Source organism: Arachidicoccus ginsenosidivorans (genome assembly GCF_007971385.1).
Classification (GTDB): domain Bacteria; phylum Bacteroidota; class Bacteroidia; order Chitinophagales; family Chitinophagaceae; genus Arachidicoccus; species Arachidicoccus ginsenosidivorans.
On the sequence record NZ_CP042434.1, the window covers coordinates 2144861 to 2161209 of the forward strand.

Annotated in this window: 14 protein-coding genes and 1 tRNA gene; 10 read left to right on the plus strand and 5 right to left on the minus strand. The window is 41.8% G+C overall.

Features of this window, described 5'->3' with window-relative positions:
- Nucleotides 1-130 precede the first annotated feature (130 nt).
- The 3 genes from FSB73_RS08625 to FSB73_RS08635 form a co-directional block, all read right to left on the minus strand.
- Nucleotides 131-448, minus strand: coding sequence for a Rieske (2Fe-2S) protein (locus FSB73_RS08625; protein ID WP_146781098.1), 318 nt, complete (start codon nt 446-448; stop codon nt 131-133).
- Between the two features lie 25 nt (nt 449-473).
- Entirely contained in the window at nt 474-1661 is a 1188-nt protein-coding gene (gene hflX / locus FSB73_RS08630) for a GTPase HflX (RefSeq protein WP_146781099.1), read from the minus strand.
- A gap of 225 nt (nt 1662-1886) precedes the next feature.
- Complete coding sequence (locus FSB73_RS08635; RefSeq protein WP_146781100.1) at nt 1887-2738, minus strand: porin family protein; 852 nt, start codon at nt 2736-2738, stop codon at nt 1887-1889.
- A gap of 236 nt (nt 2739-2974) precedes the next feature.
- Here FSB73_RS08635 and FSB73_RS08640 point away from each other — a divergent pair, with 236 nt between their 5' ends.
- Nucleotides 2975-3919 (plus strand): isopenicillin N synthase family dioxygenase, encoded by a 945-nt coding sequence (locus FSB73_RS08640; protein WP_146781101.1) that lies wholly within the window; start codon nt 2975-2977, stop codon nt 3917-3919.
- Between the two features lie 138 nt (nt 3920-4057).
- Here the strand turns inward: FSB73_RS08640 and FSB73_RS08645 are convergent, their stop codons facing one another.
- Nucleotides 4058-6028, minus strand: coding sequence for a M1 family metallopeptidase (locus tag FSB73_RS08645; protein WP_158639472.1), 1971 nt, complete (start codon nt 6026-6028; stop codon nt 4058-4060).
- Between the two features lie 234 nt (nt 6029-6262).
- On the opposite strand from FSB73_RS08645, the gene FSB73_RS08650 reads away from it, so the two are divergent.
- From FSB73_RS08650 to FSB73_RS08685, 8 genes are all read left to right on the plus strand, one after another.
- Nucleotides 6263-7390, plus strand: coding sequence for a glycosyltransferase (locus tag FSB73_RS08650; protein WP_225974637.1), 1128 nt, complete (start codon nt 6263-6265; stop codon nt 7388-7390).
- Between the two features lie 55 nt (nt 7391-7445).
- On the plus strand, nt 7446-8360 hold the full coding sequence (locus FSB73_RS08655) for a sensor histidine kinase (RefSeq protein WP_146781102.1): 915 nt from the start codon (nt 7446-7448) through the stop codon (nt 8358-8360).
- 11 nt (nt 8361-8371) lie between these two features.
- Nucleotides 8372-8782, plus strand: a complete 411-nt coding sequence (locus tag FSB73_RS08660) for a sensor histidine kinase (protein ID WP_146781103.1) — start codon at nt 8372-8374, stop codon at nt 8780-8782.
- A 148-nt stretch (nt 8783-8930) separates the two neighbouring features.
- Nucleotides 8931-11123: a glutamine synthetase III family protein gene (locus FSB73_RS08665; protein ID WP_146781104.1), complete on the plus strand. Its 2193-nt coding sequence runs from the start codon at nt 8931-8933 to the stop codon at nt 11121-11123.
- 203 nt (nt 11124-11326) lie between these two features.
- The gene (gene rsmA, locus FSB73_RS08670; RefSeq protein WP_146781105.1) at nt 11327-12085 is read left to right on the plus strand and encodes a 16S rRNA (adenine(1518)-N(6)/adenine(1519)-N(6))-dimethyltransferase RsmA; all 759 of its coding nucleotides are present in this window, start codon (nt 11327-11329) and stop codon (nt 12083-12085) included.
- A gap of 9 nt (nt 12086-12094) precedes the next feature.
- Complete coding sequence (locus FSB73_RS08675) at nt 12095-13033, plus strand: NAD(P)-dependent oxidoreductase (RefSeq protein WP_146781106.1); 939 nt, start codon at nt 12095-12097, stop codon at nt 13031-13033.
- A gap of 122 nt (nt 13034-13155) precedes the next feature.
- On the plus strand, nt 13156-13629 hold the full coding sequence (gene greA, locus FSB73_RS08680; protein WP_146781107.1) for a transcription elongation factor GreA: 474 nt from the start codon (nt 13156-13158) through the stop codon (nt 13627-13629).
- 101 nt (nt 13630-13730) lie between these two features.
- Nucleotides 13731-13803: transfer RNA gene (locus tag FSB73_RS08685), tRNA-OTHER, on the plus strand.
- Nucleotides 13804-14026: 223 nt separating this feature from the next.
- On the opposite strand, the gene FSB73_RS08690 is transcribed toward FSB73_RS08685, so the two are convergent.
- Nucleotides 14027-14479 (minus strand): hypothetical protein, encoded by a 453-nt coding sequence (locus FSB73_RS08690; protein ID WP_146781108.1) that lies wholly within the window; start codon nt 14477-14479, stop codon nt 14027-14029.
- An 832-nt stretch (nt 14480-15311) separates the two neighbouring features.
- Between FSB73_RS08690 and FSB73_RS08695 the strand changes: the two genes are divergently transcribed.
- Nucleotides 15312-16337: a LacI family DNA-binding transcriptional regulator gene (locus tag FSB73_RS08695; RefSeq protein WP_225974805.1), complete on the plus strand. Its 1026-nt coding sequence runs from the start codon at nt 15312-15314 to the stop codon at nt 16335-16337.
- Nucleotides 16338-16349 lie beyond the last annotated feature (12 nt).

The following is a 16349-nucleotide window of genomic DNA, read 5'->3' on the forward strand; positions in this document are numbered from 1 at the left end:
ACGCTTCAATCAATATTCAAAAGAAGGCCCGGACTGTCGCTCAGAAAGTTTATCAACTTAAAGTGCAAATAGTCCGGGTCTTTTTTATTTTATATCAGCTGTCCTGCGCAAATAAAGGGCACAATCAGATTTAGACAAAGTCAACATACCAGCCATCTGACAATCGCTTTGTTTTATAAATTTTAATATGATACCCCTCTCCAGAGCTGTCAAAACCATTGGACAGACTAAACCGGTAGCTGTGCAGCGGACAGACAATACAGTTTTTAGAGTCCAGATAGCCTTCGGCCAGATCATGACCTGCATGTGGACAGGTTCCGGAGAATGCAAATAACCGGTCACCTTTTCTGGCTAATGTAATCTTACGCCCTTCCAACTCCATGGAGCATAAGCCGTTTTTGGAAAAACGAATCTCTTGTAACCGATCAGCTAGTTTATACAGCGACATAGTTCAAAAAATGTTGTTTAAGTAGTTAATAGTATTGTACTTTATAAGGATAACGGATGGTATAAAGTTCTCTAATCCTGGTCAGCAGAAAATCTCTAAGGGAATCAATGTTCTGCTTTTCAGTAGCAGAAATAAAAATACTATTCCCTTCTGTTATATTTTGCCATTTATCAGAAAGCTCTTCCAGAATCTGGGTCTTAACCTCCGGGGGAAGCCACTGATCAAAATTGCGCTCCTTATATAAATCCATCTTATTAAAAACGGTAATGATCGGTTTATCAGCCGCTCCGAGTTCCTGCAGCGTATTATTGACCACTGCAATCTGCTCTTCATGTTTTTCATGAGAAATATCCACAACATGCACTAACAGATCTGCTTCCCGCACTTCATCCAAGGTACTTTTAAAGCTTTCAATCAAATGATGGGGCAGTTTTCTAATAAAGCCTACGGTATCACTCAGCAAAAAGGGCGTATTTTCCAACACAACTTTGCGCGTCGTAGTATCCAGCGTGGCAAAAAGCTTGTTTTCTGCAAAAACATCGCTTTTACTCAGCAAATTCATGATCGTGCTTTTTCCCACGTTTGTATATCCTACCAAAGAAACACGTATAAACTCACCACGGTCCTTCCTTTGCGTATAAGCTTGTTTTTCAATTTCTTTAAGCCGTTTGCGCAGCAAAGAAATCTTGTCCTTGACGATACGACGGTCCGTTTCGATTTCTGTTTCTCCCGGGCCTCTGGAACCAATACCCGCACCTTGTCTTTCCAGGTGCGTCCACATCCCTCTGAGCCTGGGCAGGATATATTGGTATTGCGCCAGTTCCACCTGAACTTTGGCCTGGGCTGTTCTTGCCCTGCGGGCAAAAATATCCAGGATCAAATCACTCCGGTCAATTGTCTTTATTTTTACAACTTCCTGAATATTTTTGATCTGGGATCCAGTCAACTCATCATCAAATATGAGCAGATCCACCTGATGGGTGACAATATATTGTCTGATCTCCTCCAGCTTGCCTTTACCTACAAAAGTACGGCTGTCCGGATTAGGCAGTCTTTGAATAAAACTTTTGATTGTTTTGGCCCCGGCTGTTTCTGCCAAAAAAGCTAATTCATCCAAATATTCATTTACCAACTGTTCGGTCTGATCCGGCTGCAGTACGCTGACCAAAACCGCACGCTCATCTTCCGCTATTTTATTTTGTTTATCTATCAATTGAATTAACTTTTGGCAAAGATAGCATTTGTTAATCTATTTGTAATACATGTTCGACCTCTGTGAACGCAATTTTATCATAAAAATTAAAGTCATTCTCCAAAAAAAGAGCAGATCCGGCATTAACCCGAAATCTGCTCTTTTTAACGTTATATCCTAATTGAATATTATACTATTTGATGAAAAGCGCGCCAATAATACACTCAAATCACGCCTTTCAGCCGTCTACATGATGCCGATACCCAACCCAATGCTGTAAGGGTGCAGCGAAGGTCCGGCTCCCGTATTTAGCAGTGGCGTCAGCTGGTAGGTACCAAATACAGAAAACAGGCCATAACCAACTCTAACTGTTCCACTTACACGGGTACTCTTGAAAAATCGTTTGCTATATTCCTTTTCAATATAACCTTTGCCGTACACGGTGCTTCCATCACTGGTCATTTCATTTTTGCCTTTAGTGTGCGCATTTAAAAGCAGGCCACCTTTTAAGCCAAAGGCTATTCTGAAGCCTTTATTAGGCTGTTCCATATTGGCACTATAGCGCAGTTCAACGGGAATCTCAAAATAGTTAAGCACTAATTTGAACTTGTTAAAAGTATTAGAGGAACCGGTAATATTGGTCGTAACAGGCAATTCTGACCCTGTTGCTTTGATATCTACATATTTTCCATTGAAAAAGAGGTTGGAACTGCTATAGCCAACGCCGAACCCCAGGCTGTAATGTGGGTTGGTTTTAAATGGCTTATCCAGCATAAAAGAGAAGTTGAATTCCCGGCTGAAGCCCTTGGTCGCAAAATCACTGGTTGACCCGGAAAGCCCCATGCCGCCATATTCAAACATAAAATGATCTGCGCCCCTGTGGCTCAAATCTATATTGGCAAATTTCTTCTTTTTATCTGCTGCCCTTTGCGCGTCTGCTTCAGTTTCCACTGGCTGTGCGATGGCAGGAGCGGTACTGTCTTTTGATACCTGATTACTAGATCTGGCAGCTACAGGAGGGGTTACATCAGTAATCTGTGCCTTCAAAATACCCATAGAGCAAATGGCAATGGTAAAAAGGCCGATAAATTTCTTCATTCTGTATTGTTTTCCCTGTTTGTTTTTAATGAGGGGTGATTTACTTAATGGGCAAATATAAATGAATTGTTGTACCTGTCTGTTAAAAACTTAGTAAAAATGTCTGTTTTTCACCGAAGTAACGCATTCAATCTTTCGCTGTCTGGCAACATGATTTAACATCCAGACCAATCTATATATACCAATAATTAACTATTTTTAATGCCTGATTTTATACCCCTAAACGATTAAATATTATGGCAATTCCTGTTGTTGATCTTTCTGACTTCCTAGGAGTCGAACCGCTTGAAAAGGACGCATTTGTCCAAAAACTTGGTAAAGCTTATGAACAAGTGGGCTTTGTAGCCGTTAAAAATCACGGCATTCCACAGCCGCTGATTGACGATTTATATAAACATGTGCAGTCATTCTTTGCGCTACCTAAAGAAGTAAAAAGTCGTTATGAGAAACCAGAACTGGCCGGCCAGCGGGGTTATACCAGTTTCGGGAAGGAGCACGCGAAAGGTTTTGATGCACCGGATCTAAAGGAATTCTTCCAATATGGCCAGACGGTAGAAGGAGCCGCTATCAGTGATGAGCATTACCCGCCCAATGTAGCTGTGGCTGAGGTTCCGGGTTTAGCACCCACATTATACGAGACCTACCGCCACTTTGAAAAAAGTGGTCAGGCCATCCTTTCGGCCATTGCACTTTATCTGGGACTGGATGAAAATTATTTTGACCAGTATGTCCAAAATGGCAATTCCATTATCCGGCTTATCCATTATCCTCCCATTACCCAGGAGCCAAAATCTGCCATCCGTGCCGAGCAACATGAGGACATCAATCTGATCACTTTGCTCGTTGGCGCTTCTGCCGACGGTCTGGAAGTGATGACAAAAGAGGGCGATTGGGTCCCCGCCACTGCTGCCCCCGACGAAATCGTGGTGAATGTTGGAGACATGCTGCAAAGACTAACCAATAATAAACTACGCAGTACCACCCACCGGGTTGTGAACCCACCCCGAGAAAAATGGAATACTTCCAGATATTCTATCCCCTTTTTCCTGCACCCCCGTAGTGAAATGAGTCTGGATTGTCTGCCTGGTTGTGTGGACGAAGCGCACCCAAAAGCCTATGAACCCATTACGGCCGGCGGCTATCTCGATGAACGCTTAAAAGAAATTGGACTGAAAAAATAGTAACACCTCTGTTTTGATTAAATAAAAAAGAAAGCGAGTCGGCGCAATGGTTGCACCGACTCGCTTTCTTTTTATCTTATTGCATCCCTACCTCCCTTAGCATCTCCTTGGAGATAATTGCTTCAAAATGGAAACTTACTATTTAGTCCATACATTATTTTGCAGATCCCCATCTGGCAAATCATGATCCGGATCCAGTTCTACTTTAGTTACCGCACTGGTGGTATTTACCTTAAAAGTCCATTTAGGCCCTCTTTGCCAGACCTCTACCGGCAATTTTAAATTGGTCACCTTTCCATTTTGTTCTGTAACCCTGACTAGTACGGGCATTACCATTTTTTGCTTATTCAAAATCGTAATTAAACACCCTTCTTTAACATCTTCAGTGGCTTGTCGCACATTGGTAACGGCTTGATCCAATTGCCAGGTATTATATACCCATTGTTTCCAGAACCAGTTCAGGTCTTCTCCGGCAGCGCTGTTCATTATTCTGAAAAAGTCATCAGGCTGGGGATGTTTAAAGGCCCAGTTATGAATATACTGTTTAAAGGCATAATCAAAACGTTCAGGCCCCAGAACAACATTACGTAAGATTTTCATTCCAACGGCCGTTTTAAAATAATACTGTCCATAATCTCTCAGACCCATGTTTTCCGGAGCAGTGATTAGCGGATCCGTGCTGTTTTTAAGTACCCTGGACATTTGCATGACATCTCTGTTCGTGGTATCTCCATATTCCCCTCCATTAAACCAATTAGAAGCGAAACTGTTGATAAAGGTGTTCATGCCTTCATCCATCCACATAAAACGCCTTTCATTGGTGCCCACGATCATCGGGAACCAATTATGTCCGATTTCATGGGTAACGTCATGAAACAGATTCCCGTCCTGAATATTATACATACAAAAGACGATGCCTGGGTATTCCATACCCAGGGCTACCCCTGCCACAGCAGTGGCATTATCCCAGGGGAACTCAAAATAATGTTTTGAATAAAACTCAATGCTTTGTTTAAGGTATTGGGTGGCTCTGCCATAGCGGTGTACCCCTTTACTTTCCACAGGGTAAACAGCGTTTGCCAACCCCTTTCTGCCTGAAGGATAATTCACCCGGGCAGCGTCCCAGATAAAAGCTTTGGATGCAGACCAGGCAATATCACGGGAGTTTTTCATTTTAAAATGCCAGGTCAGGTTCCCTTTTGTAGTAGGTCTGGCTGCATCGGTGCCGATTTCTGATTCACTGACAATACTGACCGTACTGTCAGAACCGGCGGCTTTTTTCAGTCGGCTTTGCTGCGCCTTGGTCAATACATCCTCGGGATTTTGCAGCACGCCAGAACCGGCCACAATCATGGAGGCCGGAACAGTTACATAATAATCAAAATCTCCATATTCCAGATAAAACTCTCCTAGACCCATATAAGGCAGGGTATTCCATCCCTTAATATCATCATAGACGCACATTCTGGGGTACCACTGCGCCAGTTCATATACTACGCCGTTCTTGGTGTAAAGCCTGCCCATTCTATCGGCCCCATAACGGGGGATCGAAAATGAATAATTGACCTTAACATCAACGGCTCCGCCTTTTGGACTGATGGTTACCGGCAGACGAAGCTGCATTCTGTCATCCGAGATAACTGGTTCAATTTTATAACTTTTCCCTTTATAGGCCACCTCAACACTGTGAATATGTTCCCCTCCCTGGGTATAGCCTTTTACATCGAACCTGTCGCCGCTGATGGGCGTGGTGGCGGCTCCTCTGGAATCAGGGGCAAACAAATTCTGGTCAATCTGGAGCCACAGATAATGCAAAGAATCCGGGCTATTATTTAGATAATGGATCTTTACTTCGCCGGTAAGCGTCGTATCCTGCTCATTTAAAGTGGCATGAATCTCATAATTTGCCCTGTTTTGCCAATAGGCCGGTCCCGGAATGCCACTGGCGCTCCGATACATGTTTCCAGACTGGGTAAAAAAGCTGGGGTCAAAGACCTCATGCTGATTGTAAATAGTTTCTGTGGATTGCTGTGTGGTCTGTGAGCTGCCAGTAAGCGGGATCACAGCGGTGGCTGCCAATATAAAGGTCAGCCTGGATAAAGCTTTCATTATCTTGTTTTTGTCTTTTGTACTTTTTGTTATTACACGCCCCTTCATTACATACTGCCAGGAGGACAGATTGCAAATAAAAAGGTGTTTTGCGGGAACGAATATACAATAATCACCGGTTTTATGGATAACACAAAAGAATAATTCGTATTGGAAACGGCAGATGCCCCCTCCTTTAAAAGAATATCCAAGCTAAAAAGAGTGTAACATCAAAACTACGCTTATTTTTGTGCCATGATAATGTCAATGAGTCTGATCGGGTGGATTGTGTTGGGGATTTTGGTGCTGGTAGTACTCATACAACTGGGGTATTACCTGCTGGTTTTCAGGAAATTGGCTTATTTTTCCCCTGAGGAAAAAAAGACAAGTCAGGAATATGCGGTCTCTACGATTATATGTGCAAAAAATGAGGCAGAGAACCTGGCGATGCACCTGCCCGGCGTGCTGGTTCAGGACTATCAAACAACCCATGAAATTATCGTAGTCAATGATAATTCTACCGATGAGACCAAATATTTGTTGGAAGAATTCCAAAAACAATTTAAGGTCTTACATATACTGCCTTTAGTGCAGGAGGCGCAAGGGATTCCAGGAAAAAAGTTTCCTTTATCCATGGGCATCAAATCCGCCAAATACGAGATTTTGCTGTTAACAGACGCTGATTGTGTCCCGGCTTCCGAAAAATGGATGCAATCCATGCAAAACGGATATGACAAGGGTATTGACATTGTTTTGGGATATGGACCTTATAGCAAGAAAAAAGGCATTTTAAACAAATTGATCCGTTTTGAGACCTTTCACACCGCCTTACAATACTTAAGTTTTGCATTGGCCGGCCATCCGTATATGGGTGTGGGTCGTAATCTCTCTTATAAAAGAGAGCTCTTTATAAAAAACAAAGGGTTTGCTTCCATTAATCACATTCCAGGTGGTGATGACGATTTGTTTATCAGCAAGGTGGCTACTAAGAATAATACCGCTATTGTGATTAAAGAGGATGCGCATACCATTAGTGAGCCGCCACTTACATGGGCAGCCTGGATGAAACAAAAAAACAGACATTATACGACTGCCAGATATTATAAACCCAGGATAAAATTTTTATTGGGCCTGTACAGCGCTTCTGGATTTTTAGTGTATCCTGCCCTTATTGCGGCCATTATCCTTGCCAACTGGTGGATGGCGCTCAGTATTTACGCTATCAGGATGATTGTTCTTGCGATTATCTGGAAAAAAGCTATGAAGCAGTTAAATGAACAAGACCTTTGGTCAAAATTCATTATTTTCGACTTGTGGATGTTTCTCTACTATTTTATTATGGCCCCTGCTTTAATAAAAAAGCCTGCAAAAAAGTGGAAATAACCCAAATCGGCTGTAAGGTGCAGTCTAAATCCCATTAAAGCAATTATACACATTCATGAAAAAAGCGATTCCAGTCAGTTTAATACTTGTTGCTCTCTCCCTTGTTGGTTTTGTATTCCTGCAGGTGAACTGGGTCGTAAATATTGTACAGACCCAGGAGCAAAAAATCTCCTTCCGGGTCTTTAAAGGAGCGGCGGATGCCGCCGACTCCCTGGGCAAGTTTTCAGCGGCCGCCATGCGCTTAAGAGACCAGAGTCTGACATTTCCTTTTAATGGCAGCGTTCTTCCTAGTATTAAAGTCAATCAACGCTTTTCAGAATCCGAGGTCAATCAGATCATTAACAAAGCACTGGAGCGCAATGAAGCCGATAAATACAAAATAGAATATGCCATCACTTATGGGCAAGGTTCAGCCGGGATTCCGGAACAGATAACCCCTAATTTTGCATTACTCGCTCAAAAACTGGTGACAGACAGTGTATTAAGGGAAAATACACCGGCCCAAAGTTTTCCTATTGATGCCCGCCAGGAAGATGGTTATGTTACGGCTAATGAGTTTTTAACAGTCTTTATTCCTGATCTGAACAGCCAGGCCTGGCAATCACTGACCTGGATACTTTTTGGTTCTGCCTTACTGACGCTTATAACGATCTCTGCCTTTTATCTAACAGTGCGTACCATGCTCCAGCAACGCAAGCTCAGTAAGATTAAAAGCGACTTTATTAATAATATGACCCATGAGTTTAAGACGCCGCTAGCTACTATATCTTTAGCAGTGGACGCCTTACAGAATGAGAAAGTACAGGGTAATAAAGAGAAATCGGGGTATTTCAGTGGCATTATTAAAGAAGAAAACCGTCGCATGAATAAACATGTGGAAACCATTTTACAGGCGGCGCTGATGGAAAAGCAGGAACTCAATCTTAAAAAGAGGATTTACACGTCCATGATCTGGTTCGTCACCTGGTAGACAATTTTACTTTGCAGCTATATGATAAGTCAGGGGAGGTAGTGATGCATTTAAATGCCACCAACGATATGATCAGAGGCGATGAGGTGCATATTAATAACCTGCTCAACAACCTGATTGACAATGCGGTTAAATACTCCAAATCAGATGTGCCCCCGCGCATTGTCATTACCACAACCAATTCCGCCAAATATTTGATCATACAAGTAAAAGACAATGGTATTGGCATGTCCAAAGAATCGGTCAAACGCGTATTTGAAAAGTTTTACCGGGCGCATACCGGTAATTTACATAATGTGAAAGGCTTTGGGCTGGGTATGAGCTATGTGAAGGATATCATTGAAGGCCATAATGGTAAGATCAAAGTAGACAGCACCCTTGGAAAAGGCACTACTTTTACAGTGGAGCTGCCATTAGCTTAAAAATCTTGTCTAAATCTCCCTTAGAAATGGCCTTTAAAACATATTGTGATAAATTTTATGTATTCTTTTTTGACTAACGATTGTTATATACACCAGAATAGTTTTAATTTTGCGATATTAATTTATTTTTAATTCAAAAAATTAATCAATGTCCTTGAGATTTGACGCTATTAGTGCTTTAACCAGCGACAACAACGCTAAAGCCGGTGTTGCTGATACAAAAGTTACCGCTATTTTTGGAGAAAATGTATTTACACTGGATAAAGCCAGATCCTTTCTGAGCAGTGAAGCTTACAAAAGCCTATTATCCAGCGTCCAAGGCGGAAAGAAAATTGACCGTAACCTGGCTAGCCAGATTGCCACAGGCATTCGTGCATGGGCAGAAAGCAAAGGTGTAACCCACTATACACACTGGTTCCAGCCACTTACTGGTACAACTGCAGAAAAACACGATTCCTTCTTTACTTTAAAAGGAGATGGTACCCCAATCGAAGAGTTTGACGGCGCAACGCTGATTCAGCAGGAACCAGATGCATCTTCCTTCCCCAATGGTGGTATCCGTGCTACTTTTGAAGCGCGCGGTTATACCGCATGGGATCCTTCTTCGCCAGCATTCATTTATGAATTAAACGCCGGCAAGACACTATGCATCCCTACGATATTTGTATCCTATACCGGAGAATCCCTAGACTATAAAGCACCATTGTTAAAAGCAGTGGAAGCGGTTACCAAAGCAGCGGTTGAGGTCGCCAATTTATTTGACAAGAGCATCAGCAAAGTCACCCCAACACTCGGCTGGGAACAGGAATACTTCGTTATCGACGAAGCTCTGGCCAATGCACGCCCTGACCTGATTCAGGCGGGTCGCACGGTCTTCGGCGCTGCACCTGCCAAAGGTCAACAGCTCGATGATCATTATTTTGGTTCCATCCCTGAAAGAGTTTACGCATTTATGCGCGACTTTGAAAACGAGTCTTACAAATTAGGTATTCCATTAAGAACAAGACATAATGAAGTAGCTCCTGCACAGTTTGAAGCAGCGCCCATCTTCGAAGAAATCAATATTGCTGTTGACCACAACATCCTGCTGATGGATGTAATGACAAGAGTAGCCAAAAGGCATAAGTTGAAAGTTTTACTGCATGAAAAACCTTTTGCGGGCATTAATGGCAGTGGTAAACATAACAACTGGAGTCTGGCAACGGATACCGGTATAAATCTGTTGGCACCGGGCAAAACCCCAAAAACCAACTTATTATTCCTGACTTTCTTCATTAATATCATTAAGGCCGTTCATGATCATGCTGATATCTTAAGAGCCTCCATCGCCTCTGCCAGCAATGATCACCGTTTAGGGGCCAATGAAGCGCCTCCAGCCATCATCTCCGTATTTGTGGGAGAATATCTGTCTCAAGTACTGAACGATCTGGAAAAACGTGTGGGTGATAAATTTGATGAACAGGATGAAGCCATCCTCAAATTAGACCTGCACAGATCAATCCCTGAGCTGCTGCTGGATAATACAGACAGAAACAGAACCTCTCCTTTTGCCTTCACCGGTAATAAATTTGAGTTCCGCGCGGTAGGCTCTTCGGCCAACTGCGCCAATGCCATGATTACCCTGAATACAATTATGGCCGACTCCCTGAAGAAATTCAAGACAGAAGTCGATGAACTCATCAAAGGTGGTAGCAAAAAAGAAATCGCGGTTATGCAGACGCTTCAAAAATATGTTGTTGAAAGCAAAAGCGTACTTTTTGAAGGCGATGGTTACAGTTTTGACTGGGAAAAGGAAGCTGAAAAACGCGGCCTGCCTAACGTCAAAACAACGCCTTTGGCACTGGATGCACTGTCTACAGATAAAGCAAAAGAACTCTTTGAATCCAATGGTGTATATACACACCGTGAACTGGAAGCTCGTCACGAGATTGAACTCGAAAACTATCTGAAAAAAGTGCAGATCGAAGGTCGCGTCATGGGAGACCTTGCGCTGAACCATATCATCCCTGTAGCCGTCAATTATCAAAATACCTTGGCTCAGAACATTAAAAACCTGAAAGAGCTGGGTATGGATGAACAAAGCTACAGCAGCCAGCAAGATCTGTTAAATCGCGTATCTAAGCATATTCATGTAATCTATACGAAGATTCACGAGATGACAGAAGCGCGCAAGGTGGCCAATAATATCGAGAACATCCGCACCAGAGCCATCGCCTATGATAGCCAGGTTAAAGCTAAGTTCTTTGATGAGATCCGTTACCATGTTGATAAATTAGAGCACTTGATCGACAATGAAAAATGGACCTTACCTAAGTACAGAGAAATGCTGTTACTCAGATAATTCACGTTTAGCGTTAAATCCAACATACCAAGTAAATGCCGGCCGCATAAATAGCGTGTCGGCATTTATGCTTTCTGCGGTTTATAACCCTAACTAAAGCTCTATTTAATTATTGGATGATACAATCCTGCCAGCCATCTTATTTCCCTAAAGGGAAGCGTATTTATTGTAAATTTTGATCATCTATCACTTACCTTTGCTTTATGCAAGATTATACCCTAAAAAAGGGCCTGGGCCAGCACTTTCTAACGGATGAAAAAATCCTTGATCAGATTATGCAGGCACTCGGTCAAACCTCCTTTGAAAACCTGCTGGAAGTAGGCCCAGGTGGAGGTGCCCTAACCAGGCACCTGCTCCAGCTTACAGGTGTTGATTTTAAAGCAGTTGAGTTGGATGAGGAAAAGGTAGACTATCTGCATAAAACCTATCCGGCATTAGAGGGAAAGGTTATACATAAAAGCGTCCTTGAAATGCAGCCGCCTTTTGAAAAAGAATTTACCCTCATCGGCAATTTTCCATACAATATCTCTTCCCAGATTTTATTCAAGGTCCTTGACTGGAAAGCCCTGGTTCCTTCCGTATTTGGGATGTTCCAAAAAGAAGTAGCTCAGCGAATCGCCTCTAAAGAAGGCTCCAGAGATTACGGTATATTAAGTGTGCTGATCCAGGCAAATTATGACGTAACCTATCTTTTTGATGTACCCCCAGAAGCATTTAATCCGCCGCCTAAAGTGATGAGTGGTGTTATCAGACTTACCAGAAGGGAAACCCCAGAAGCTGTCTCAAGCGATAAGCAATTTAAATTACTGGTCAAAACGGCCTTTAACCAGCGCCGCAAAATGCTACGTAACGCAGTCAAAGGCTTGTTTGACCCTGAATTTCTAAAAGAAGATATATTTAGTAAGCGCGCAGAACAGCTCAGTGTAGCAGATTTTGCCGGGCTTAGTTATAAACTGAAATAATAAAATAAAGTGACAAAAAAAGTATTGATTACGGCAAAAGCCCATGATATTTTAAAATCCACCTTAGAAGCCCAAGGTTTTAAAGTAGATTATCAACCTGCCATTACGCCGGCAGAATTATTGGAGAAAATTCCTGAGATAGAGGGACTGATTGTAACCACCCGGCTTAAAATCGATAAGCCTGTTTTAGATGCGGCTGTTCAGCTAAAATGGATCGGACGCTTAGGCAGTGGCATGGAACTCATCGACGTACCCCTCGCAGAATCTAAAGGGATCACTTGTGTCAGCAGTCCAGAAGGTAATAGAAACGCCGTTGCCGAACACAACCTAGGGCTTTTGCTGAACTTACTCAACAAAATCAGCAGCAGCTTTGAACAGGTAAAAGCTCATAAGTGGATCCGTGACGCCAACAGAGGAACAGAGCTCACCGGCAAAACCGTTGGCATCATTGGTTATGGCAATACCGGAGGCGCTTTTTGCAGATTACTGGAACCCTTTAATGTAACAGTTTTAGCACATGATAAATACAAGGAGGGCTTCGCCAAGGATTACATCCATGAGGCACAGCCTGATCAAATATTCAAATATGCAGATGTTGTTTGTATGCATGTACCGCTAACGGAGGAGACCTTCCATTATGCAAATGACGCCTTTTTCAATGCCATGGAACAAAAGCCCGTTTTTATAACGGCCTGCAGGGGGAAAGTCACCGATCTGGAGGCGCTCATTCGTGCGCTGGATAACGGGAAAATCTCCGCCGCTGGAGTAGATGTGCTTGAAAACGAAAAGCTTGATACCTATACGCAAAAGGAGTGGGATATACTCGACAACCTGGCCAGTCGTCCAAACGTTATATTGACCCCGCACATTGCCGGATACAGCCATGAAGCCTTCTTTAAAATGTCTCAGGTGGTCCTGGAAAAGCTCGGTTTTTGGGCGCACAAATAAGGATCATATTGGATATTTATTAACAAATTTTGATTTAACTTCGTAGAAATAACATTTATGTACAGCGCCGCAGCTTGGTTGCGGCGTTGTATTTTTTTTGTGCATAATCAAAAATATGTCCCATGAGTGAAGTAATGTATGTCTCAAAAGAGAGCTTCGAAAAAATGAAGCAAGAACTCCACGAAATGCTAACGGTGCAGCGCCCTGCAGCCTCCCGCGCCATTGCTGAGGCCAGAGAAAAGGGGGACCTCCGGGAAAATGCAGAATATGATGCCGCTAAAGAGGCACAAGGCATCCTGGAAGCAAAAATTGCAAGACTGGAGATTTTGGTGCATAGCGCCAGAATCGTGGATGAAAGCCAAATCGATACCAGCAAAGTATCTGTTTTGACTAAAGTGACTTTTACCAATATGGCTACAAAGAAAAAAAGCACTTTCCAACTGGTAGCCGAAAAAGAGGCCAACCTGAAGGAAGGCAGATTATCCGTATCCTCTCCAATTGGGCAGGGGTTACTTGGTAAAGCGGTTGGAGATGTCGCTGAAGTCAGTGTGCCCAATGGCAAGATGAAACTTAAAGTGGTATCAATTGCGCTGTAGTCCCGAAAAGGGAGAGGCAGATGGAAAAATAAAACAGAAAAGATTTGACAGTACACCGTTATTGTCAAATCTTTTTTTACATTTGCAACCTAACCGGAAAACGGGATGTAGCGCAGCCCGGTAGCGCACACGTCTGGGGGCGTGGGGTCGCAGGTTCAAATCCTGTCATCCCGACAAAATGATTTTATTATCAATTAGTTACAAACTGTTCGGAGCTATTTCGGACAGTTTGTTGCTTTTTGTCCTACCCTTAATCAATTAAGTAAGGTTTAAATAAAGGTACATGACTGTATTTTCTTAAAATTATTTATTTTATCAAAAAAGGGAAGTGGTCTCTTAATAATCAAAATATAGAATTTTTAATTATAAAGAGATCGCTTCCCATCTATATAATACACTAATCGAAAAACACCCCTGCGTTTCTCGTCCTTTTTCTAGAAAAATCAACAGAACTTAACACCTTCTTATTTAACTCTTCAGAATAAGGAAGAGTTGGTTTAGGCTTAAATAGTATTGCAAAACTCCCATTCATATCAAATTTTGCCAGACCAATATTATATTTTTGAAATAACTCAATATTAGCTAAGGCATTTCCTACAGTGGCTTCTGGCAAAACAACATAACTAGTGTTTGAAAACATTTTATATCTAAATGCCTGCTTTGCAGCTCTCTGCCAATTCTTCAATTTTAATTCAAAAGCTATTACTGAAGTCTCCTTTTTTTGTTTTACGTAAAATAGAAAATCTGGAACGCCAAAGAGTCCTTGACATTCTTTGATAAAGGTACTTCCAAAATTAGCTTTAAGATATTGCTCGAATTTCAGCGACATATCTAATTCTGTTTCAAACATAATTAATTTTCAATTTCTTTTTTAAACGTATTAATAACATTGTACCAGGTAGGCAAATGCGAACAGTGGGTCCGCTACTATAATCTTCTTTTTCAAGGTTATCTAAAACATTTTGCGCTCGATGCACCGAAGTTCTAAAGCAAGCATTAGATTTAAATTTTTACTTCTGTCATCCAGAAAGTAAACATGCCAAATTTTCATTTTTCATTATAGTCTTTTAAAAACGACATAGCCCCCTTTTCTATCTGCATTCTTCGGAATTAATAATAACCCCTAAAATTTTAGTGGATAACCAAGTAAATTTACATTTTCCCTTGTCTGTAACAAAGCTACAGCAATTTTCAATAAAAAGTGATAACCTCTATTTTGACAATATTATTGATGCAGTTACTACTTTAAAGTATAATAAGAGCTTATGTTTTGGGGAAAACAAATCTTTCCCACAATTAATTTCTAATGCGGGGAAACCCTTGCCGAGAAGTTGGAGGAGATGCTAATGGAACCTAAGCAGCGTGCACTCAGAACGGGAAAACCAGAAAAAACAATTACAGCAATTTTAAAAGGTGACAGTTCAATCACTCATAAAAATGCCCAATCAATTTGAAAATGTTACTAAAACATCTGCAAATTTCTGGCTGATTAATCAAAAAGGATATGATTGTTTATAATCCTGCAGAACTATTGAAGGACTCAGGTAACCATTACACCAAACCTGGCTGGTTATTCCCTTTTTCTTTTCGCCATAGCAAAGAAAAACCCGGTTGTCAATTTTTCAGGTATATTTGACTGTTAACTGATTAACAAATAACCTTGTTTTACCGATATGAGTAAAATGACCATAAAAGTTCTAGCGGCTCACTTGGGGCTGTCAATATCCACAATATCCAAGGCATTGAAGGATAGTCACGAAATAAGTGCGACCACCAAAAGTAAGGTACTGCAGGCTGCCGCCGAAATGGGGTATATTCCTAATCCTTATGCCAGCAGCCTCAGAAAACAGAAAAGCAAAACCATCGCCGTCATTATCCCTGAGGTCTCTGACAGCTTTTTTGCGCAGGCAATCAATGGCATAGAGACCGTTGCTACTTTAATGCAATACCATACGCTTATTTATTTATCTCATGATAGTTTCCAGGTGGAAAAAGAAATAATAAAACATTGTTCCAATGGACGAGTTGATGGGGTATTGATTTCTGTTTCTAAACAGACTACGGATACCCTTCACTTTGACCTACTAAAAAAAAGCAATATACCTTTTGTATTTTTTGATCGTGATCTGGAAAACTATGAAGCCCCCAAGGTTTTGACCAATGATTTTGAGTCCGGCTACCTTGCAGCAAGACATTTGTTTTCAATGGGATGCTCACATCCAGTCTTTTTATCTCCTTCGGATAGCCTAAGCGTATGCAACAGGCGCTACGATGGTTTTGTAAAAGCGTCCGAAGAAGTTGGTTTAATAAACCAACCCAATAATTTCAAAGTTGTGGATTGCCATCAACAACCAGAAAATATTACCAGCCAAATAATACAAATATTGCAAAAAGACAGCAACATAGCCGGCATTATCGCCTCGGTAGAAGATCTGGCAATTCACGGCTATTTGGCATGCCTGGAACTAAAGCTGCAAATACCTAATGACATACTACTTATTGGCTTTACTTCCATCAAAACGGCAGACCTTTTTAGTCCGACACTTACAACAATAACACAACCCGCCTTTGAAATCGGCAAACGAGCCGCTACAATATTATTCGAATTAATTGATAACAAAGGCGCGCAACCTAGCAATTATCCAGTTATTTTACCTTCTACTTTAATCCAAAGAGCCTCCACAGGCAACCTGACAAAAAAAGCATAGAATAAAAGCAGC